General features: G+C 64.6%; 13 protein-coding genes. 5 read left to right on the top strand and 8 right to left on the bottom strand.

Annotation, left to right across the window (positions count from 1 at the left end; genetic code table 11):
* Positions 1-2 precede the first annotated feature (2 nt).
* Positions 3-2,438 carry a glycoside hydrolase family 31 protein gene (locus tag ACZ1JY_RS16975; protein ID WP_465131432.1) on the top strand — a complete coding sequence of 812 codons (2,436 nt, stop codon included), beginning with the start codon at positions 3-5 and terminating at the stop codon, positions 2,436-2,438.
* Positions 2,439-2,526: 88 nt separating this feature from the next.
* Here the strand turns inward: ACZ1JY_RS16975 and ACZ1JY_RS16970 are convergent, their stop codons facing one another.
* The 5 genes from ACZ1JY_RS16970 to glpD form a co-directional block, all read right to left on the bottom strand.
* The gene (locus ACZ1JY_RS16970) at positions 2,527-3,429 is read right to left on the bottom strand and encodes an alpha/beta hydrolase (protein ID WP_465131431.1); all 903 of its coding nucleotides are present in this window, start codon (positions 3,427-3,429) and stop codon (positions 2,527-2,529) included.
* Positions 3,426-5,288 (bottom strand): glycoside hydrolase family 2 protein, encoded by a 1,863-nt coding sequence (locus ACZ1JY_RS16965; protein WP_465131430.1) that lies wholly within the window; start codon positions 5,286-5,288, stop codon positions 3,426-3,428. The genes ACZ1JY_RS16970 and ACZ1JY_RS16965 overlap by 4 nt, the downstream gene beginning before the upstream one ends.
* A gap of 172 nt (positions 5,289-5,460) precedes the next feature.
* The gene (locus ACZ1JY_RS16960) at positions 5,461-7,713 is read right to left on the bottom strand and encodes a TonB-dependent receptor (protein ID WP_465131429.1); all 2,253 of its coding nucleotides are present in this window, start codon (positions 7,711-7,713) and stop codon (positions 5,461-5,463) included.
* A gap of 236 nt (positions 7,714-7,949) precedes the next feature.
* Entirely contained in the window at positions 7,950-9,440 is a 1,491-nt protein-coding gene (glpK, locus tag ACZ1JY_RS16955; RefSeq protein WP_465131428.1) for a glycerol kinase GlpK, read from the bottom strand.
* 37 nt (positions 9,441-9,477) lie between these two features.
* On the bottom strand, positions 9,478-11,019 hold the full coding sequence (gene glpD, locus ACZ1JY_RS16950) for a glycerol-3-phosphate dehydrogenase (RefSeq protein WP_465131427.1): 1,542 nt from the start codon (positions 11,017-11,019) through the stop codon (positions 9,478-9,480).
* Positions 11,020-11,218: 199 nt separating this feature from the next.
* Between glpD and manD the strand changes: the two genes are divergently transcribed.
* The 4 genes from manD (at position 11,219) to ACZ1JY_RS16930 (ending at position 15,353) form a co-directional block, all read left to right on the top strand.
* Positions 11,219-12,427: a D-mannonate dehydratase ManD gene (gene manD, locus ACZ1JY_RS16945; protein ID WP_118075211.1), complete on the top strand. Its 1,209-nt coding sequence runs from the start codon at positions 11,219-11,221 to the stop codon at positions 12,425-12,427.
* 28 nt (positions 12,428-12,455) lie between these two features.
* Positions 12,456-13,973, top strand: coding sequence for a hypothetical protein (locus ACZ1JY_RS16940; protein WP_465131426.1), 1,518 nt, complete (start codon positions 12,456-12,458; stop codon positions 13,971-13,973).
* Positions 13,973-14,866, top strand: a complete 894-nt coding sequence (locus tag ACZ1JY_RS16935) for a sugar kinase (protein WP_465131425.1) — start codon at positions 13,973-13,975, stop codon at positions 14,864-14,866. Before ACZ1JY_RS16940 ends, ACZ1JY_RS16935 begins: the two co-directional genes overlap by 1 nt.
* A gap of 109 nt (positions 14,867-14,975) precedes the next feature.
* Positions 14,976-15,353 (top strand): hypothetical protein, encoded by a 378-nt coding sequence (locus ACZ1JY_RS16930; protein ID WP_465131424.1) that lies wholly within the window; start codon positions 14,976-14,978, stop codon positions 15,351-15,353.
* A gap of 98 nt (positions 15,354-15,451) precedes the next feature.
* Here ACZ1JY_RS16930 and ACZ1JY_RS16925 read toward each other — a convergent pair whose 3' ends face one another.
* The 3 genes from ACZ1JY_RS16925 to ACZ1JY_RS16915 all read right to left on the bottom strand — a co-directional run bounded on the left by ACZ1JY_RS16925 (position 15,452) and on the right by ACZ1JY_RS16915 (position 21,048).
* A complete protein-coding gene (locus tag ACZ1JY_RS16925; RefSeq protein WP_465131423.1) occupies positions 15,452-16,687 on the bottom strand; it encodes an MFS transporter in 1,236 nt (411 codons plus the stop codon).
* A 23-nt stretch (positions 16,688-16,710) separates the two neighbouring features.
* Positions 16,711-19,332: a glycoside hydrolase family 2 TIM barrel-domain containing protein gene (locus ACZ1JY_RS16920; RefSeq protein WP_465131422.1), complete on the bottom strand. Its 2,622-nt coding sequence runs from the start codon at positions 19,330-19,332 to the stop codon at positions 16,711-16,713.
* Between the two features lie 99 nt (positions 19,333-19,431).
* Positions 19,432-21,048, bottom strand: a complete 1,617-nt coding sequence (locus ACZ1JY_RS16915; protein WP_465131421.1) for a carboxylesterase/lipase family protein — start codon at positions 21,046-21,048, stop codon at positions 19,432-19,434.
* Positions 21,049-21,112 lie beyond the last annotated feature (64 nt).

Here is a 21,112-nt window from a genome sequence, read left to right as displayed (position 1 = left end):
CCATGAACGACGTCTCCCCGCCGCGCCGCGCCCGGCTGTCCGCGCCGCCTCGCTTCACTGTGGCGCAAGTCGATGGACCGCGCGTAACCCTCGGCTCCGACACCGGCGCGGTTGCCCATGTCTTTGTGCTCGAAGACGACGTGATCCGGGTGCTGTTGCTTGCCAATGGCGAGGTCACTTCTCCGCCTTCTTGGACCATCGCGCCGGGAGCCGAAGACATCGCCGAGCCGGGCCGGGACCGCATGGACGCCAGCGGATTTTCCGCCCCGACTTTCACGCTTGAAAATTCGGTCGACGAGATCGTCATCGCCACCGCGCGGCTGAAGCTCACGATCAAGCCAGAGGGTCTGCTCTGCACCTGGCATCAGGCGACGGCGAATGGCTGGCAGCTGATTTCCGAGGACCGCCCGACCCAGCCCTACAACTTCGGCTGGTGGGACGAGGCGACCTATCACTACGTCAAGCGCCGCCCCGGTGAACGTTACTACGGCCTGGGCGAGCGCAGCGGCGACATGGATCGTGCCGGACGCCGCCTGCGGATGACCAATCTCGATTGCATGGGCTACGATGCGCAGAGCGACGACCCGCTCTACAAGTCCATCCCGTGGGTGCTGGTGGTCGACGGCGAAGGCGCGGCCCATGGCGTGTTCTACGATACGCAGGCCGATCCGGTGTTCGATTTCGGCCACGAACATTCGAACTACCACCCGCACTACCGCTACATGCGCGCGGAAAGCGGCGATCTTGATTACTACATGATTGCCGGACCGGATGCGGGCGCGGTGGCCAAACGGTTCACCTGGCTGACCGGCCGCCCCGCTTTCATGCCGCGCTGGTCAGTAGGCTATTCGGGCTCGACCATGCTCTATACCGATGCGCCCAACGCGCAGGAGCAGATGGGCGAGTTTCTGGCAGGCCTTGAAAAGCACGGCGTGCCATGCACCTCGTTCCACCTGTCATCGGGCTACACCTCGATCGGCGACAAGCGCTACGTCTTCAACTGGAACCACGACAAGTTTCCGGACATCGAAGGCTTCGTCAAAAGCTATGCCGATGCGGGCGTCGAGCTGGTTCCCAATATCAAGCCCGCGCTGCTGCTGTCGCACCCGCGCTATGCCGAACTGGCGGCGAAGGGCTGGTTCGTCAGCGACGAGAACGGACAGCCGGTGGAGTGCCTGTTCTGGGACGAACTCGGCAGCTACCTCGATTTCACCAACCCGGACGCCGCCGCGTGGTGGCGCGAGCAGGTGACTGCGCAGCTGCTTTCCTACGGCATGCGCGCCACGTGGAACGACAACAACGAGTACGAAATCTGGGACAAAAGCGCCCGCTTTGCCGGGTTCGGATCGCCGCGCCCTGCCGCTGCCGAACGCCCTGCACAAACGCTGCTGATGATGCGCGCCTCCCGCGCCGCGCAGATCGCCTATCGCCCTGAAGAGCGCCCCTATCTCGTCACCCGCAGCGGCATGGCCGGGATGCAGCGCTATGCGCAGACCTGGTCAGGCGACAACTTCACCGCGTGGAAGACCCTGCGCTACAACCAGAAGATGGGACTTGGCCTTGCCCTGTCCGGGGTTTCGAACACCGGGCACGACATCGGCGGCTTTGCCGGCCCCTCGCCCGAACCGGAACTGCTGCTGCGCTGGGTGCAGGCGGGAATCCTCATGCCGCGCTTCTCGATCCACAGCTGGAACAGCGATGGCACGGTAAACGAGCCGTGGATGTATCCCGAAACCACCCCGGCAATCGTCGGCATGATGAACCTGCGCCGCGCGCTGGTGCCGTTGCTGCACGATCTGCTGTGGCGCCATCACGCCCATTATGACGTGGTGACGCGGCCGCTCTGGCTCGACTTTCCGCAAGATCCGCAGGCCTGGATCGACGCCGATACCTACCTGCTCGGGCCGAACCTGCTGGTCGCCCCCGCGCTCGACAAGGGGGTGGATACGGTGCAGGCCTACCTCCCCGGCCCGGCCCGCTGGATCGACCTGCGCGACGACCGGCTTCTGGAGGGCGGCAAGGTTCACGATCTGCCCGCCCCTGCCGAGGGCCTGCCCCCCTTGCTGGCGCGCGAAGGTTCCGCGCACCTTGTCGACATAGCACCGGGCGGCTTTGCCCCGCCAGCGCCGCAGCCTGCCATGCTGCTCATGCCGGCACCGGGCGACAGCCTTCTGGAGTGGTCGGGCTATGACGAAGCGGGCGAGGCCTGGCCCGATCCCGCACAGCCGCCGATGTGGCAGGCGGTCATCCACACCTCAGCCAGCACCATCGACATTCAGGCCTCGTGGCGTGGCCCCGACGCGGCGCCATCTCCGGTCCTGTCCTTCGCCGTGCCAGAGCGCGAACAGCGCACCATTACCGTGAACGGCACCGCGCTGCCCGTGCGTTCAGCGCAGGTGCTGGGCCTCACGCGCAAGGTCGTCGACTGGCAGGTCTGACCCCGACAAAAAACCGGCCCGAATGCTGCGCGCACTCGGGCCGGAAAGTTGAACTGCCATTGGCAGTGGTGGATTCCTGAAGCTGGATTCAGCGGCTGGCGATACCGTTGGCCTTCAGCCAGAGCGCGTACTGATCGAACCAGGCATCGCTCGTCGTGCCGTTGGGCTGTGAGGCGAAGCCGTGGCCGCCCGCGCTGTAGAGGTGGAACTCCACCTTCGCGCCAGACTGGCGCCATGCGTGAAACAGGCCGAAATCCTGTTTGATGAAAAAGCGGTCGTCAGCGGCAATTGCCGCGAACAGCGGCGGGGCATTGGCGGGCACGTCGGACTTCTCGGTCGGCCCGTAGATCATGCCCACGAAGTCCGGACGCGCGTCTGCTGCATTGGCCTGCGTCGTGGCCAGCGTGGTCATGGCCCCTGCCGAAAAGCCGAGGATTCCCACCTTGGCGGGGTTCACGTGCCAGCGCGCCGCCTCCTTGCGCACCAAGCGGATCGCCGCCTGCGTGTCGGCCACGGCATAGTCACGATTGGTCAGGTCAACCGGCGCCCCCTTCTGGAACAGATTGCTGAGCGCTTCCCTGAAGCCGTCGATGCTGTCAGGCACCGGCTGCGTCCGGTACTTCACGATGAACACGCGCACGCCCAGCTTGTCGAGCCGGCGGGCAACGTCAAAGCCTTCGTTGTCCATGGCAAGGAACTGGAAGCCCCCACCCGGCACCAGCAGCACCGCCGGTGCATCGGCATCGGCAGGCAGGCTGCTTGGCCACACGATCAGCTGCGGCTTGCTGACGTTGTAGACCAGACGCTGGTCGGGCGTCTGCTGCGCCCATGCTTCTTGCGCCGGGTTGGCGCGCCGCAAGGTTACTGGCAGGTCCACGCTGGCCAGCGCCGGTGCTGTGGCGACGGGCAGTACGCCATTGACCCAGTCACCCGGCGCGGCAAGAGTTGGCGTTGCCGCAAGGCTCAATACGACAGCAAGAATGCGCTTCACTTCTTCGGCTCTCCGGCTTTGCGGGCAAAGTATTCCGCCAGCACACTGAACGCCTGCTTGCGCTCGCCGGTCTCGGAAATCAGGCCCTTGCGGTTGAAGCCCATCTGGAAATCCGGATTCTGCCGACGGGGCGAGCGGAAGTCCTTGAGGATCCAAGGCGAAATCCCGCGCAGGGTCGGCACGCGATCGGCCATTTCCAACGTCTTGCGATAGAACTCGGCCTGAAATTCCTCCGAGAACTTCTGCATGCCGTCCGGACTGTGGAAGCCGGCCTTGGCATCGGCACCGAATTCGGAAAAGATCAGCGGCTTGTCGGCTGGGAGGTTCCACACGCTCTTCGGCAGGTCAGCCAGCCGGTCAGTCGTGTACCAGCCATTGTAGGTGTTGATCGAGACGATATCGAGATCGTTCGCCAGAGGATCGGCCATCGTCATCGTCGGCACCGCCGCGCCCTTGTCCCGCTCGACCAGCAACGCCGCGCTGACCAGGCGGCTGGGATCGAGCCGCCGCACATCGCCAATCAAGGTGCGCAGGAAGGTGTTGCGCGCATCGCTGACCGGGGTTTCGTTGGCCACGCTCCAGATCACCACCGAGGCGCGATTGCGATCGCGCAGGATGTTCTCGGCCAGCATGTTGCGCGCCGTCGCCAGCGTAGCGGGGTTCGACCACGCCACCATCCAGTAGACCGGCACCTCGCTCCACACCAGCAGCCCCATCTCGTCGGCGGTACGAGTCATCACCTCGGAATGGGGATAGTGCGAAAGTCGCACGAAATTGCCGTGCAGGCCGTTCTTGATCTCGCCCAGCAAGGCCTTGGCATTCTCGGGCGTGATCACGCGCGCGGGGTTCGAACCGATCTCCTCCTCGTGCATCGAAATGCCGCGCAGGAATACGGGCTTGCCGTTGAGCAGGATGTCCGCGCCCTTGCGCTCGATCGTGCGGAAGCCGACGCGGTCACGCCAGGTATCCTCGCCCGCCGCCAGCGTCACGTCGTAAAGCTTGGGGTTCTCTGGCGACCACCGCATCAGCGCGCGCGGCGCAGTGGCCGTGGCCCGCCAGTTGCCCTGCCCATCCGTGCGCCCCTTCAGGTCGAAGGGCAGCCCGGCAACCTTCATTTGCACCGGCTGGTTCGCAGCCGCAGGCCCATCCAGGTGCGCATCAACCGCGATCTTGCCATCCGCCGTCAGACGCACCCAAGCGCTGTCGACATATGTATCGCTGGTGTGGACAAGCTTCACGTCGCGCGTGACGCCGCCATAGTTCTCCCAGTCGGTCACCGGGGGCGGAACCGTTGCAGCGGTCGCGGCAGAATCGACGCCAATGGTGATCTGATTGTCGCCATCGCGCAGCAGGCGGGTCACATCGAAGGCAAACGGCGTAAAGCCGCCTTCGTGCCGCCCCACCGGCTGGCCATTGACGAAAACTACGGTTGCGTAGTTCGATGCCCCGAAGCGCAGGAAGTAGCGCCCCTTGCGCCCAGCCGGGCTATCGAAATGGCGGCGATACCACACCAGCCCCTGATAGTGCCGCATCTCGGGCGAGGCAGCCAGCCACGACCCCGGCAGCTTGACCTTGCGGTCGTGGTCGAGATCGAACTCGAACAGCTCGCGATTGTCCTGGGCCAGAGTCTTGCGCACGTCGATGTCGAGCCAGCGCTGCTCGGTGCGATTGGGCGCTTCGCCGTGGAAACCTGCGATACCTGACCGATAGGGATCGATCGACCAGTTCCACTCGCCCGAAAGATCGATGCCATCGCGCATGTCGGCTGAAACGAGCAATGGTGCGGTGTCGACCGTGGCAAGCGGCAGAGTGGTGAACACGGAGTCGGCGGCGACGGCTTGTGTCGCAAACGTAAACATGCCCGCCAGAAGCGGGCCAAGAAATGCTCGATCAAACCGTGCCACTCGCATGCTCTCTCCTGCAACGATTGAAGGCGTGTGTTCACGGCCGGGCCTGCTCTTGCAGTGCGTCTCCGGCCTATCTGGTTAAAGAAAAATGGCCGGACGCTCATCGCGCCCGGCCAATACGTGATCAGAAGTTCAGGCTGGCCCGAACCCCGCCGTAGCGGCGGAAATCACGAGGGAGAATTGCTGCCGTGGCGATGTTGCTGCCGCCGCCCCAGACGCCGGAATTGTTGATCAGCGTCGGGTAGTACTGCACGTCGAACAGGTTGTTGACGAACGCCGCCACTTCCCACTTCCGGCTCTCGTCACGCGCGCCGACCGAAAGGTTCACGATCGTGAACTCCTTCTGGAAGGTCTGCGGATCGCGGGCCACGTAGAACACGCTGCCCGTGTACTGCACGTTCGCCTGGATCAACCCGCGGATGTTCTCGGTCAGCGAAGGCGTCACTTCGCCCGTCACGTTGAACTTCAGCCTCGGCGCCTGCACGGCGCGCTCGCCGGTCAGGTTCTGGAAGGCCGGAGTCTTCGTACGGTCGCAACCCTGCGCTGCCGACTGGTTCGGGAAGCACGGCGACGACGGGAAGCTGAGATACTTGGCGTCGAGAACCGCGATCGACGTGTTGAGGTTGAACAGGTCGCTCGGACGGAAGCCTGCATCGATTTCCACGCCCTTCGTGCCCAGCTTGCCGACGTTGGTCAGGCGGAAGTTGGTGGTCAGGTCGGGCAACACTTCCACAGCCTGCGCCTGCAGGTTCTTGTAGGTCGTGTCGAAGTAGGTGATGTTGAAGGTAACCTTGCGATCGAAGAGCTGGGTGCGCAGGCCAAATTCGATGTCGCGCGAAGTTTCAGGCTTGATCGGACCGGCGTTGGCACGGTTGGCGTTGAAGCCAGTGGTCAGGTCGTAGGTCTGCCCCTTGTAACCGGTCGAATAGGTCACGAAGGCGCTGATCGTCGGCGTGAACTCGTAGCGCAGGCTGGCGCGATACGTCGCAGCAGTATCCTGTGCATTGCCCGCAAACTGGGCGTTGCCGTTCTGGATATCCTTGAAGGTATAGCCGATGCGCTCGTTCTGGATGCGCGCGCCGCCGGTGAACGTTGCGTTCGGCATGAACTGCCAGTCAGCCTGCACGAACGCCGCGATCTGGCTGGACTTCGAAGTGGCAAACCAGTTTGCCAGCGAGAAGGCCGGGCCACGATAGAATGGGCGCTCGAAGTCGACATTGGCGTAGTAGGCGCCGAGCGTGTAACGGAACGGCTTGGAACCGTCCGAAAGCAGGCGAAGCTCCTGCGTGAACAGGTTCGAACGGAACGTGCCGGTCTGAATGTTGTTTTCCGACGCGAGGCTCGACGAGGTTTCATCCGAGTCAAAGTAGTCGTTCAGCTCGAAGCTGTCGTACGAGGTGATCGAAACCAGCGTGTGGTCGCCCAGCGTGAACTCGCCACGCAGGTTGCCCCCGCCACCTTCATAATCGGTGCGCGCGTTGTAGTTGTTGCTGACGTTGGTGTTTTCCGGCCCCGGCGTTACACCCGGCATCACGACGGTTGCCGCCTGGCCGGTGCCGCGGAAGCGCAGGCCCGGAGTCATGCGGATGTACGGACGGCCCACGGTGGTGTTGCCGGTCATGTAGTTGAGGGAAAGCGTCACGCTCGCATCGGCCGACGGCTCCCACCGCAGCTTGGTGCGGACGCTGCCGGATTCACGACCATTGACCTTCTTGCCGTTGAACAGGTTGCGCGTGTTGCCATCCCACTTGGAATAGGCACCGGACACCACGAAACCGAGCGTGTCGCTGATCGGACCCGAAACGCTGAAGTTGGCGCCATATTCGCTGTCGGTGGTGGCCGTGGCGTTGGCGCGGATCTTCAGTTCATCGGTGGGGTTGCGGGTGATCAGGTTGATAAGGCCAGCAGAAGCCGCCTTGCCGTAGAGCGTCGACTGCGGACCACGCAGCACTTCGATGCGCTCGATATCGGGCAGGTCGCTGAAGGCGCGCGCCTGGAACGCCAGCGGCACTTCGTCGACCAGCACGGCAACGCTCGGCTCCACGCCGATGCCGAAGGCGAAGGTGCCGACGCCGCGCAGCGAGACGTTGGCGTTGACGGGATGCTCGGCCGGACGAATGGTCAGCGAGGGCGAGATCTTGCCAAGGTCGCCGAAGTCGCGAACGCCAGCAGCAGCCAGCTGCGTCGGCCCGACGACGGATACGGCCAGCGGCACGTTCTGCACGTTTTCCGCACGCTTTTGCGCAGTGACGATGATTTCGCCGGTATCGGCAGGAGCCGCATCTTCAGCGGCCGTCTGCGCAGATGCCGATTGCGCCCCGAAGGCGATCGCCAACGCGATTGCACTGACACCAAGCGAATTACGGAAGCACTTCATGAAAACCCCTCCTCCTGCGCGGACTGTTATCCGCATAAGACAGGGTCTCTTACCAAATGGCCTAGCCAGATGCAAGACTGGTTTTACAGATATGATAGCACATTGGTAAGACGCCTCTCCAGAGTTACAAATCCGGAGCTTTTGTTGCTGGAATGCAAGCAACCGTTGGCGATTCTGGCTTCAAACTGGTTGCAATCTTTCCTATTGGTCTGACCAGAATCCTATCCACCTGGCGGTCATGCAAGTGTTGCACGCCGGATTGCAGCACGCCATTCGCTCGTCAGCCGGGCGCGTTGGTCGCGTGCCATCGTCGGCTCAAATCGCGTCAGGCCTTCAACAGCGGCTGATCCGTCAAGCGCGTGGGGCCAGCCACCGCAATGATGCCCCGCAAGCATGGCCGCACCCAGTGCCGTCGTCTCCAGGTTCGCCGGCCGCTCCACGGTGATGTCCAGCATGTCGGCCAAGAACTGGCAGAACCAGTCATTGGCCGCCATCCCGCCATCAACGCGAAGCGAGGAAAGCGCCCCCGCCCCTTCTTCGACCCCGTCATCCGCCATCGCGGCAACCAGATCTGCGGTCTGGTAGGCCACGGATTCCAGTGCCGCGCGAGCAATGTGCGCGGCGCTGGAATCGAACGTCAGCCCCGCCAGCATGCCGCGCGCCTCGGTGCACCAGTGCGGCGCGCCAAGACCGACAAAGGCCGGAACCATGTAGACCCCGCCATTGTCGGGCAGGCGCGCGGCCATCTCCTGCGTCTGCTTCGCCGCCACGATGATCCCCAGCCCGTCACGCAGCCACTTGATCGCAGCGCCTGCCACGAACAGCGAACCTTCGACCGCGTAGTGGGTCTTGCCATCGATGCGATAGGCAATCGTGCTGAGCAGGCGGCTGCGCGAACGCGCCACGGTGGTGCCGGTGTTGAGCAGCATGAAGCCGCCCGTGCCATAGGTGATCTTGGCCTGCCCCTGCGCAAGGCATGACTGCCCGACCAGCGCCGCCTGCTGATCGCCCGCCACGCCGCAAATGGGGATATTGCCGCCGAGCAGGGTGGTCGTGCCAAAGTCGTCCGCGCTGGCGCACACTTCCGGCAACAGCGCGGCAGGCACGCGGAACAGCCTGAGCAATTCCGGGCACCAGCGCTGCGAGACGATATCGAACAGCAAGGTGCGGCTGGCGTTGGTCACGTCGGTCTTGTGGCTACGCCCTTCCGTCAGTCGCCACAGCAGGAACGTGTCGATGGTCCCTGCCGCCAGTTCACCCCGCTCGGCCCGTTCCCGGGCGCCGGGGATGTTGTCGAGCAGCCACGCGATCTTGGTCGCCGAAAAGTAGGGGTCCAGCAGCAGACCGGTCTTCTCATGCACGAAAGGCTGATGCCCCTGCGCCTGAAGCCCGGCGCAGACGTCCGCCGTACGCCGATCCTGCCAGACGATGGCGTTATGGAGCGCTTCCCCCGTGGCGCGGTCCCACAGCACCACGGTCTCGCGCTGGTTGGTGATGCCGATGGCGGCGATACCCTCTGGCCCCACCCCAGCCTTGGCCAAGGCCTCGCGCGAGGTTTGCAGGGTATCGCGCCAGATTTCCTCCGGATCATGCTCCACCCAGCCATCGGCCGGATAGTGCTGCGCAAACTCGCGCTGGGCACTCGCCACCACCTGCCGCCCGCCATCGAAAATCAGCGCGCGCGTCGAGGTCGTGCCCTGGTCGATCGCCAGTACGAGGTCAGCCATTCCCGTCACTCCCAAAATCTTTTCAGGCAGAACTCTGTCAGCCGTTGGCCTTGAACCAGAACGCCAGCTTCTCCGCCATATCAGGGGCCGCCGTGAGACCCAGCTTGCTGCGCCGCCATAGCACGTCCTCGGCGCTGCGCGCCCATTCGTATGCCTGCAGATACCGCACTTCGGCCTCGGTCAGACCCCCGCCGAAATCGCTGCCGAGGTCCTGCCATCCTTGCGCTTCCCCAAGGATCATCGCGATCCGCGTGCCATAGGCATGGGCCATGCGCTCCATGGTCTGCGCCGGCACAAACGGCCAGCTCTCGCGCGCCAGCTTCAGGAATGCGGCAAAGCCGCCCGTCCCCAGATCGCCGCCGGGAAGCGGCACGGTATCGGTCCACGCCTTTCCCGATCCTGCCATCCACGGCCTGAGATCATCGAGCGCATGTTCGGCAAGGCGGCGATAGGTGGTCAGCTTGCCGCCGAACACGCTCAACACCTGCGGGCCCTCCGCACGTCCCAGCTTCAGCACGTAATCGCGCGTCACGGCCTTGGCGTCCTCCTGCCCGTCGTCGAACAGCGGGCGCACGCCCGAATAGGTCCACACCACATCGGCAGGCGCGATCTGCCGTTCGAAATACCGGTTCGCCGCCGCGCAGAGATAGGCGATCTCTTCCGCACTGATCTTCGGCCGCGCCCGCTCCTCCTCGCCCACGGCAACGTCGGTCGTGCCCACCAGCGTGAACTCGCCTTCGTAGGGAATCGTGAAGACGATCCGTCCGTCGTCCTGCTGCAGGATGAAGGCGTGATCGCCGGGATAGATCCGGGGCACGACGATATGGCTGCCCTTGACCAGCTTGATCGCGCCATCGCGCTGCGCCCCGGAAAGCGACCCCAGCATGCTCGCCACCCATGGCCCGGCGGCATTGACAATGGTGCGTGCCCGCACCGTGCAGGGCGCAGCGATGGCCGGCGCGGGAGCATCGGCGTTCGGCTCCAGCGTCACCGCCCATGCATCGCCCTGCTGCTCGGCCCCGGACACTGCCGTTCCGGTCAGAATCGTCGCGCCGCGCTGCGCCGCGTCGATCGCATTGAGCACCACAAGCCGGGCATCGTCGACCCAGGCATCGGAATAGACAAAGCCCTTGGACAGCCCCGGCTTCAGGCCTTGGCCCCAGCGCGGCTCGCGCAGGTTCACCCCGTGTGATTTGGGCAGGCTGTGCCGACCGGCGATATGATCGTAGAGAAACAGGCCGATCCGGATCATCCAGCCCGGACGCCCACCCTTGGGCTGTGGCAGCACGAAGCGCAGTGGCCAGCTGATCTGCGGCGCGATCCGGATCAACCGCTCGCGCTCCTGCAGCGATTCGCGCACAAGGCGGAACTCGTAGTATTCGAGATAGCGCAAGCCGCCGTGGATCAGCTTGGTACTGGCCGACGAGGTGTGCGATGCCAGATCGTCGCGCTCCACCAGCAGCACGCGCAGGCCGCGGCCCGTGGCATCGCGGGCAATGCCCACGCCGTTGATGCCGCCGCCGATGACCAGCAGATCAAAGATCTGGTTCGGGTCAAACGCGGGGTAAGACACTGTCATTCAAAGCCTCCGGACTGCCATCCCGCCGAAGCCCGCGTCAGGAAAGCAACGCTCCGGGCGCGGTAGAGCGTGCCAGTCATCGCAGGGGCCTTATTTTGGGAACTTTCTGGTAATACCAATTCAGGGAACTTGACAGACCGAAACTGGTCCGTCAATCGGTAATACCACAATCCGCCTGTCCTTAGCGAGTGCAACTCCCATGAAAATCACCGCCGCCCGCGTCATCGTCACCTGCCCGGGTCGCAACTTCGTGACGCTGAAGATCGAGACCGACCAGGGCGTCTACGGCATCGGCGATGGTACCTTGAACGGGCGCGAGCTTTCGGTCGTCGCCTATCTGGAAGAGCACGTCATTCCCTGCCTGATCGGCATGGACCCGCGCCGCATCGAGGACATCTGGCAATATCTCTATCGCGGGGCCTACTGGCGCCGGGGACCTGTCACCATGCGCGCGATCGCTGCGGTCGACATGGCGCTGTGGGACATCAAGGGCAAGATGGCCGGCATGCCGGTCTACCAGTTGCTCGGCGGGCGCAGCCGTGACGGAATCATGGTCTATGGCCATGCCAACGGGTCTGACATTGCCGAGACGGTCGAGGCTGTCGGCCACTACATCGACATGGGCTACAAGGCGATCCGCGCCCAGACCGGCGTGCCCGGCATCAAGGATGCCTATGGCGTGGGCCGCGGCAAGCTCTACTACGAACCGGCCGATGCCGCCCTGCCCTCGGTCACCGGCTGGGACACGCGCAAGGCGCTGAACTATGTGCCCAAGATGTTCGAGGAGCTGCGCAAGACCTACGGCTTCGATCATCACCTGCTCCACGATGGCCACCACCGCTACACCCCGCAGGAAGCGGCCAACCTCGGCAAGATGCTCGAACCCTACCAGCTGTTCTGGCTGGAAGACTGCACGCCGGCCGAGAACCAGGAAGCCTTCAAGCTGGTGCGCCAGCACACCGTCACCCCGCTGGCCGTGGGCGAGATCTTCAACACCATCTGGGATGCCAAGGATCTCATCCAGAACCAGCTGATCGACTACATCCGCGCGACCGTGGTCGGCGCCGGCGGCCTTACCCACCTGCGCCGCATTGCCGATCTTGCCAGCCTCTACCAGATCCGCACCGGCTGCCACGGCGCCACCGACCTCTCGCCCGTCACCATGGGCTGTGCGCTCCACTTCGATACCTGGGTCCCCAACTTCGGCATCCAGGAATACATGCGCCACACCCCTGAAACCGACGAAGTCTTCCCCCACGACTACCACTTCGACAAGGGCGAACTCTTCGTCGGCGACACCCCCGGACACGGCGTCGACATCGACGAGAAACTCGCCGCCAAATACCCCTACAAACCCGCCTACCTCCCCGTCGCACGGCTCGAGGATGGCACCATGTGGAACTGGTGAGACAACAACCAAAACTGGTGAGGATACGATGAAAAAGGCATTTCTTGCGGCGACCGCCCTGGTTGCCCTGACCGGCGCGACGCCTGCCCCTGCCCCCTCGCTCCAGCTCGCAAAGCTGGCAAAGGTCGGCACGACAAGCGATCGCTACCAGTCCTACAATATCGAGATGGTCGAGGTCACCGGCGGCCGCTTCTGGGCGCCCTATGGTGGCCCGGCGGACGAACGCTACCGCCAGCGCCCGCCAATCGACCTGACTGACCCCAAGCTGGTCGCGCTGGCCAAGGCGCTCGGCCCCAGCCTCGTGCGCGTGAGCGGCACCTGGGCCAACAACACCTACCTCGAAGCCGAAGGCGAACACCTCTCCGCCCCGCCCGCAGGCTTCGTGCAAGTGTTGACCCGCGACCAGTGGAAGAACGTGGTCGCCTTCTCCAAGGCCGTCGATGCGCCCATCGTCACCAGCTTCGCCGTCAGCAACGGCACGCGCGATGCCAATGGCGTGTGGACGCCCGCGCAGGCACAGCGCCTGGTTGATCTTACCCGCGAGTCCGGCGGCTCGCTCTACGCTGCCGAATTCTTCAACGAAGCCAACATGCCCAGCGCCGCGCCGCAGATGCCCAAGGGCTATACCGCCGCCAACTACGGCGCGGAATTCCGCCTCTTCCGTGATTGGGCGCGCAAGGCCGTGCCCGGCATGAAGATCCTCGGCGTCGGTGGCGTGGGCGAGGCGGGCCTGCTCAAGGACGTGCCCGTGCCTGCCGAAATGGGCGCGCATGTCAGCAGCGAAGACATGATGAAGGCCAACCCGAACAGCGTCGATGGCGTGTCATACCACTTCTACGGCAGCGTCTCGCAGCGCTGTGCAGGCCTCGGCATCGGCACTGCGCAAAAGCAGGACGCGCTCACCGCAAGCTGGCTCGACATGACCGTGCGGGACTACCGCTACTATGCCGCTCTGCGTGACAGGTTCGAACCCGGCAAGCCGATGTGGAACACCGAAACCGCGCAGGCCGCCTGCGGTGGCAGCCCTTGGGCCTCCACCTTCCTCGACACGTTCCGCTACCTCAACCAGAACGCCGCGCTGGCGCAGCAGGGATTGCAGGTGGTCATGCACAACACGCTCGCTGCCAGTGACTATGCCCTGATCGATCGCGATACCCTGACCCCGCGCCCCAACTACTGGGCCGCTGTGCTGTGGAAGCGCACGATGGGCAGCACGGTTCTTGCTTCCCCGGCATCACCCTCGCCCGCGCTGCGGCTCTATGCCCATTGCCTGCCCGGCAAGCCTGGCGGCGTCACCGTCATGGCGCTCAACACTGGCGAGGCCGCGCAAGGCCTCAACCTCGGCGGCAAGGGCATGGGCTGGACAATGACCGGCCAACCGGTGGACACCCGCAGCGTGCTCGTCAATGGCAAGGCCCCGGCCCTCTCGGCAGACCTCAAGCTGACTGGCCTCGATGGCGTCGCCGTCAGCGGCAAGGTCACGATCCCGGGCCAGTCCATCGCCTTCTACGCCCTGCCCGGCGCCGCCAACCCGGCCTGCCGCTGATGCGCGCGGTCCTTGTCGGCGAGGCGATGCTGGAGCTGTCGCAGGAAGGCAGCCTCTGGCGGTTCGCCTATGGCGGCGACACATTGAATACGGCCATCCACCTCGCCCGCAGCGGGGTGGAGACCGCCTATCTCACCGCGCTCGGCACCGATCCGTTCAGCGAGGACTTGCGCACGCGCTGGGCGGCCGAAGGCCTCGACACGTCGCTGGTGCTCGACAACCCCTCCCGCAACCCCGGCCTCTACGCAATCACCTGCGACGACATCGGCGAGCGCAGCTTCACCTACTGGCGCGGTGAAAGCGCCGCGCGCGCGCTGTTCGATTGCGCCGGGATCGAGGCCGCGCTGGCCCAAGCCGAGAGCGCAGATCTGCTCGCCTTCTCGCTGATCTCGCTGGCCATTCTGCCCGAAACGGCACGCGAGGCGCTGCTCGACCTCGCTCGCAAGGTCCGCGCCAATGGCGGACTTGTCGCCTTCGACGGCAACTACCGGCCGCGACTTTGGCCAGATCAGGCAACAGCCCGCGCCGCGCGCGATGCCGCCATCGCCGTTGCCAGCATCGGCCTGCCCACGCTCGAGGACGAAACCATGCTTTCCGGCGAGACCGAAGCAGAGGCCGTTGCCGCGCACTGGCAGGGCCTTGGCTGCAGTGAAACCATCGTCAAGCTCGGCCCCGAAGGCTGTCGCCTGCCAGACGGCGAGATCGTCCCCCCCGCCGAAGTCTTGCGCCCGGTGGACACCAGCGGCGCCGGCGACGCCTTCAACGCCGGTTACCTCAGCGCGCGCCTGCGCGGCGAAGCGTCAGCACAGGCCGCAATCGCGGGCCACGCTATGGCCGGCTGGACAATCATGCGCCGGGGCGCAATACCGCCGCGGGACTCCGAGGGAGGGTGAACACGCCCGCCCCAGGGTGACCCCGTCAGCTATCCGCCACTTTCTCTTAAAGCTGCCTGTCAGGATACGACGCCATTGCGGTCGTCGCTGATCGAGCTAAAATCTGCCTGTGAAAATTGGATTTCCCTCTCGCACTAAATGGTTTGTTCTCGCTGCTGCGGTGTTGTCTTTGCTAGTGGCTCTGACATGGCAGAATATCATGTTCGGTATAGCGTTCGCGGTTGCCGAAAAAAGGCCCACACTCCTTCGTGACGCAAGTTGGGACATGCCAGTTTCGGCTTTCAACCAAAGATTTAGCACAGGCACGCCTGAAACTGAGCTTTTGCAGTGGCTTGGTGACAACGAATTCAGAAACATTCGTAAAGGCAGAGCAAGCAGAACCATCGACGGCTTGCCATGCCAAGAGCAAGTCGAGGTTTCATGGACCGCTGTTGATGGGGTGATAAGCGAAAGCAGCGCCATTGTCTCGGAGGCGGGTTGTTTGTAATTCGATGGCAGCTAACCACCCCATCCCAGCCATTCACTGCCCTCCCGGCAATCCACAATAGCGGCCATCCCGTCAGTGCGGAAATCTCGCCAAGCCGCCTAGGATTTCGCCCTCAGCAGGCTCCACAGCACCACCGCCGCCAGCAGGTCCAGCCCCGCCAGCGCGACGAACAGCGGGTTGTAGCCGAACACGTCCGCGCTCTGCCCGATCAGCAGCGTGAACAGCATGCCACCGATCCACGCCGAGGTACCGGCCATGCCGCTTGCCGTGCCGACGGTCCGGCTGTCGAACACATCGGCGCACAGGGTAATCAGCGCGCCGTTGAGCAACTGGTGGGCAAAGCCGCCGATGCAGAACAGGGCAATCGCCATCTCGGGCGAGGCGGCAAGGCCGATGCAGGCAGGCCCGACCATGCACAGCGCGCCCATCGTCATCGTGATCTTGCGCGATGACAGCATCGAGGAACCGCGCTTCATCAGCCAAGGCGGCAGCAACCCTGCGGCCAGACTGCCGAAGTCTGCCGCCAGAAACGGCAACCACGCCCACAGCGCGATGGACTTGAGGTCCAGCTTCCACACCGCGACGAGATAGAGCGGGATGAAAAAGTTGAACGTCTGCCAGGCAGGTTCTGCGAGGAATCGCGGCACCGCAATCGCCCAGAACGAACGGCTGCGCAGCACTTGTCCCTTGGTCGCAGGCTTGGTCGCATCGGGCTGGTTCATCGCCGCGATCGCGTCACGCTCTGCCTGCGAAAGACGCGGGTGCTCGGCCGGATCGCGATAGCCGATCCACCACATCCCCGCCCAGACCAGGCTCAGCGCGCCTGTCACGATGAACGCCGCCTGCCAGTTCCACGCCAGGATGCAGAACGCCACCAGCGGCGGCGCGATCATGTTGCCAACGCTCGTGCCCATCTGGAACAGGCTGGTGGCAAGCGGCTTTTCCTTGGCCGGAAACCACTGCGCCACCGTCTTGGTGCCTGCCGGGATCGCCGCGGCCTCGCTTGCGCCAAGCAGAGAGCGGAAGAAGGCAAGGCTCATCCAACCCGTGGCAAAAGCGTGCGCCATGTTGCTCAGCGCCCAGCCGACGGCAAAGAGGAAGAACCCCAGCCGCGTGCCCAGCGCATCGAGCACCGCGCCCGCCACCGTCTGCATCACCGTGTAGCTCGCCTGAAAGGCCAGCACGACCCAGCTGTACTGCTCGGTCGTCATCGCGAACTCGGTCTTGAGCGTCGGCGCTGCCACCGATAGCGTCGAGCGCGCAAGGTAGTTCAATATCGTGCCGAGCGTGATCAGCGCGATGATCCACCAGCGCAGCGGAAGTTTCCTGAGCATCGTTCCCGTCCGTTGCCTGAAGGTCAGCGCAGCCGCTCGATCTCGATCATCGAGACCCGCGCATCGCTGGTGCCACTGACGAAATCGAGCGCCAGTTCGCCCTTGGCCTTTATCGTGAACACCTTGGCCTCGGCCACCGCCCCGCTCGCCGGAATGGCGGGCTGGAACTTGCGCAGAAGGGCCTTCTTTCCGCTCTTCACGTCGAAAGTCCCCGGCTTCTGCGCGGCATCCGTGGCGAACCACATGGTCACCTTGTAGCGCCCGTCAGCCACCGGCACGCGATAGGCAAAAGTGCCCGTGCGATAAGTCGCCAGCGCTCCGCGATCGCTCGTTCCGGCAATGGCCGCGGGCACCGCCGGCTTGCCAAAGTCGGCCGGCTTGTCGAGCGAGGCCGCCTGGCCGCCCTCGAACCAGTTGTCCGAACCCAGCACGCGGCCTTCGCTTTTCGCCGCCAGCAGCGCCCCTGCATCGATCACGAAGTGCCGCGCGGTCTCAGTCGAGAGCATCCAGCTTGCGCTGTCCTCCACCGTGCCGCCAGGATGCACGCCCCGCGCCACCAGCGCATTGCTGCCCTCGTCCAGGCGGACCCCGGTCCACACGCAGGCCTTCTGCGGGCAATCGCTCTTCACACCCAGCGAGCGGCCATTGAGCAGCAGCTCGGTGCTGGCGGTGTTGCTGTAGACCTTCACGTCCCCCACCGGATAGGCCCGGTTGGCATAGCGCTTGGACGTGATGTGAACCATCGGCTCAGGGTTCCAGTTCGCCTTGTAGAACCAGAAGGCGTCCTTGCGGGTCTTGTGGTCGTAGGCGATCAGGCCCTTGGTATTGATGTCCTGCGCATCGCCTTCGGTGCGTACCGTCGTGGCAAAGTCGAACGAATTCCACAGCCAGGTGGCATAGAGCCACGGCCGCGCGTCGAGCTGGGCCAGCGCGGTTTCGTGGATGTAGCTCTCGTATTCCTCAGGCTGCGCCGCACCGCGCGAATCCACAGGCCCGCCCAGTACGTTATCGGTATGCATGGTCAGCGCGCCACCTGCACCATACTCCGTCACCGCCAGCGGCTGCTGCGGCCGCTTTGCACGCAGGCCATCGAGATGCGGGCCGAGATCACCGGCCTTGCCGAAGTACCAGCCGAAATAGCGGTTGGCCCCACCAAGATCGGCGGCAACCGCCGTGGTGGGGATTTCCACGTCGTTGCCAAACGCCCGCGCCTCGCAGCAAGTGGCAAGCGCTGTCGGTCGCGACGGATCGAGCGACTTGGCGGTCTTCTGCAACTCGTTCAGCAGCGGCAGAGGATCAACCTCGCGCCCGTCAGCGCCGCCGAACATGAATGACGGGATCGAATTGCCGAAATCCACCTCGTTGGCGATGCTCCAGATCGCCGATGCGGCATGGTTCTGGTTCTGGCGCACCAGTTCGGTCAACTGCGCCTTGGCATTGGCGACCAGCGCCGGATCTGGCACCTTGCTGCCAGCCAGAGTCCACACTGAAACCAGCGGAATCTCGTCCCACACCACCATCCCGGCGCGGTCGGCCAGATCGTGCACGTCCTGTCCGTGCTGATAATGCGTCAGGCGGATCGTGTTCGCACCCATGTCGCGCAAGGTGGCGATGTCCTCCGCCACGTCCTCGCGGCTGATTGCCCAGCCCTTGCCGTCACGGTCCTGGTGATAGCCCACGCCGCGCAGGCGATAAGGCTGGCCGTTGAGCAGGAAGCCGCGGTCAGGATCGAACGCCATCGAGCGCAAGCCATAGGCCTGCCGCACTTCGTCAGAGACGGTCCCGTCCGCCTGCACCACCTGCGTGACCAGATCGTAAAGATAAGGATCGGCAGTGCCGTGCCACAGGTGCGGATTGGTCAGGGCAAGCCGCGCCGAAAACTCGCCGGTCTTGCCTGCTGCAACCATCGCCGGAACGACTGCAGAGGCCGCCTCACGCCCCTCGCGATCAACCAGGCTGACCTTCACGCTGGCCTTGGCAGACTTCGCGGCATCGTTGGTCACGCGGACCACCAGATCGACCTGCGCCTGATCCTTGTCAGCCCTTACCGTCGTCGCGCGCACGCCCGGCCCGCCTGCATCGGCGAGGTCGATATGCAACGGCGCAGTCGTCACCAGCCGCACCGGCCGGTACAGCCCGCCATGCACGAAGAAGTCGCCCGAAAGCGGCAGGACATCGGCGGTGGAGCCGCCAGCCTTGGGCTGCGCATTGTCCACGCGCACGACCAGCACGTTATCGCCATCAGCCTTCATCGCCGCCGTGGCATCGAACCTGAAGCGCGAGAATCCGCCCCGATGTTCGCCCAGATAGACACCGTTGAGCCAGACCTTGGCCACGCGGCTCGCCGCATCGAACTCCAGCCAATGCCGCTTGCCCTTGGCTCCGGCTGGCGTGGCGAAATGCAGGCGATACCAGCCGATGCCCAGCCGCTTGTCCACGTTCGCCGCGGTGTTGGTGCCGCCCCGATCATGCTTGTAATATCCAACCCGGTTCCAGCTGTGCGGCACCGAAACCTGCGCCCAGGTCGCATCGGCAAACTCCGGTGCAACAGCCCCTTGCGCATCCTCAGCCGTGAACCGCCAGCCGGCATCCAGCACCGTCACGTCGCGCGCTTCCTGCGCAAGGGCCGGCGCGGTTGCAGCCATGATCAGACACGCGACGGAGTCCCTGAGGCCTGCTTTGGCACGAACTGCCGGGAATTCTCGCATCGGTTCTCTCCGGGTATCTATTCTGGTTGGTCGAAACTATCGAGGGCTGGCGGCGTGGAACGCCTTGAAGAAGGCAAGCCTGTGCGGATCGGGCCAGTCCTGCTGCGCCGCCGTGTCGGCAAATTCTACCAGACGCGGCCGATCGGCAGCAAAGCGCGGCCAGGAAACGCCGCTTGTCTCGGGCTTGCCGGTGCGGGCAAATGCCAGGAGCGCCTGCATCATCGCGTGGCTCATCGCGCGATCCTGCGGGGTCCAGGCGCGCGTCGGGCGATAGCGGTCGAACGCATCGAGCGTGCCCAGCCAGAACGGCACCTCTGAGGTGTGATAGGCCCCCGCCGTTGCCGGATCGAGATCGGCAAACCGCACCCCCGCGACATAGTGATGTGGCCGTGAAAACTGGTAGGCATATGCGGGCGCCGTTCCATGCGCCGCCTGCAGGCTGGCCCATTCGAACATCCCCGACACCATCGTCTCGTCGCGATCGGCGATGCGTGCCTGCTCCTGCGCCTGACCGTCGCTGCTGGCGGGATAGAGCGCCAGGAAGCGATCGGCCTGCACGCCAAAGCGTTCGCGAGCCTTGGTCCTGTAGTCCTCCAGTGACGTCACCGGCCCCATCCCGCCCAGCGCCTCGTCACGGGTGAAGCCCAGAAGCAGCGGCACATCGCTCTGCCGCCGCGCGGCGAACAGCGCCGGTATGGCATCGGGCAGGACATGGCCGTCAATGGCCGGCCCCGTGCTCGGCCCGCCCGGCACGCGCGGCACGACCAGCCGGTCGGCCGGCATGGCCCGCAGCTCGGCAAGGTTGCTCGCCTTCCACGCCGCCATCAGCCTTGTCCCGGCGTCCTCGGCCTCTGACCGCGATGGCAGCTTGATCGGCCCTGCAATCATCGCCCCGCTCATGCCCACGGCCTTGTGGAACAGGCCCTTGGCAAGCGGGCTTACCTGCAAGGCCAGCACCGACATCGAACCGGCCGACTGCCCGGCAATGGTCACATTGTCAGGATCGCCACCGAAGCGCGCGATGTTGTCCCGGACCCAGCGCAGCGCGGCAATCTGATCCCGCAGCCCGTAGTTGCCTGAAGCGCCATCGCCGGATTCGGCGCGCAATTCGGGCGTTGCCAGAAAGCCCAGCGGCCCGACGCGATAGTTGAGGTTGACGAAGACCGCCCCCTCGCGCGCCATCGCTTCTCCGCCGTAGATGCCGACACTGCCCGAACCGACATAGAAGGCACCGCCGTGAATGTAGACGATCACCGGAGCCTTGCGCAAAGCAGGGCGCGTCCAGACGTTGAGATAGAGGCAGTCTTCCGAAATCGCTTCCGCGCCGGAATACTGGTTTGCCAGGCTGCTGCGCATCGGCTGCACACACAGCGGCGAAAAGCGGTCAGCGTTGCGCACGCCCTGCCACGCGTCGACGGGTTGCGGCGCCCGCCAGCGCAATTCTCGCACCGGAGGCTTGGCATAAGGAATGCCGAGATAGGCCTGAACGCCATCGCGCTGCGCAATGCCCCGCACCAGACCGGCCGCCGTCTTCACGGTCCTGGCGACGCCCGGGTAATCAGCGCTGCGAGCGAAAGACGGCGCAGCCGGCAATATCGCGGTAGAAGCCAGCGCAATGGCTGCCAGCCTCGTTGCGGTCGTCCTCAAGGCCACGCACCCTCCTTTTTCGCCCGACGATTGCCGGATGATGGGCCAGTTGCTTCCGATGATACCTGCA

The organism is Novosphingobium sp. BL-A-41-Hi4B-X5A, assembly GCF_055521705.1.
Note: the sequence above shows the minus strand (reverse complement) of the source record. Positions and strands in the feature narration are given on the sequence as shown.

Excerpts from the sequence above, each read along its gene's own strand:
- ACZ1JY_RS16975 (WP_465131432.1), top strand. The coding sequence starts at position 3 with ATGAACGACGTCTCCCCGCCGCGCCGCGCCCGGCTGTCCGCGCCGCCT.
- ACZ1JY_RS16965 (WP_465131430.1), bottom strand. The coding sequence starts at position 5,288 with ATGTTTACGTTTGCGACACAAGCCGTCGCCGCCGACTCCGTGTTCACC.
- ACZ1JY_RS16960 (WP_465131429.1), bottom strand. The coding sequence starts at position 7,713 with ATGAAGTGCTTCCGTAATTCGCTTGGTGTCAGTGCAATCGCGTTGGCG.
- glpK (WP_465131428.1), bottom strand. The coding sequence starts at position 9,440 with ATGGCTGACCTCGTACTGGCGATCGACCAGGGCACGACCTCGACGCGC.
- glpD (WP_465131427.1), bottom strand. The coding sequence starts at position 11,019 with ATGACAGTGTCTTACCCCGCGTTTGACCCGAACCAGATCTTTGATCTG.
- manD (WP_118075211.1), top strand. The coding sequence starts at position 11,219 with ATGAAAATCACCGCCGCCCGCGTCATCGTCACCTGCCCGGGTCGCAAC.
- ACZ1JY_RS16940 (WP_465131426.1), top strand. The coding sequence starts at position 12,456 with ATGAAAAAGGCATTTCTTGCGGCGACCGCCCTGGTTGCCCTGACCGGC.
- ACZ1JY_RS16935 (WP_465131425.1), top strand. The coding sequence starts at position 13,973 with ATGCGCGCGGTCCTTGTCGGCGAGGCGATGCTGGAGCTGTCGCAGGAA.
- ACZ1JY_RS16925 (WP_465131423.1), bottom strand. The coding sequence starts at position 16,687 with ATGCTCAGGAAACTTCCGCTGCGCTGGTGGATCATCGCGCTGATCACG.
- ACZ1JY_RS16920 (WP_465131422.1), bottom strand. The coding sequence starts at position 19,332 with ATGGCTGCAACCGCGCCGGCCCTTGCGCAGGAAGCGCGCGACGTGACG.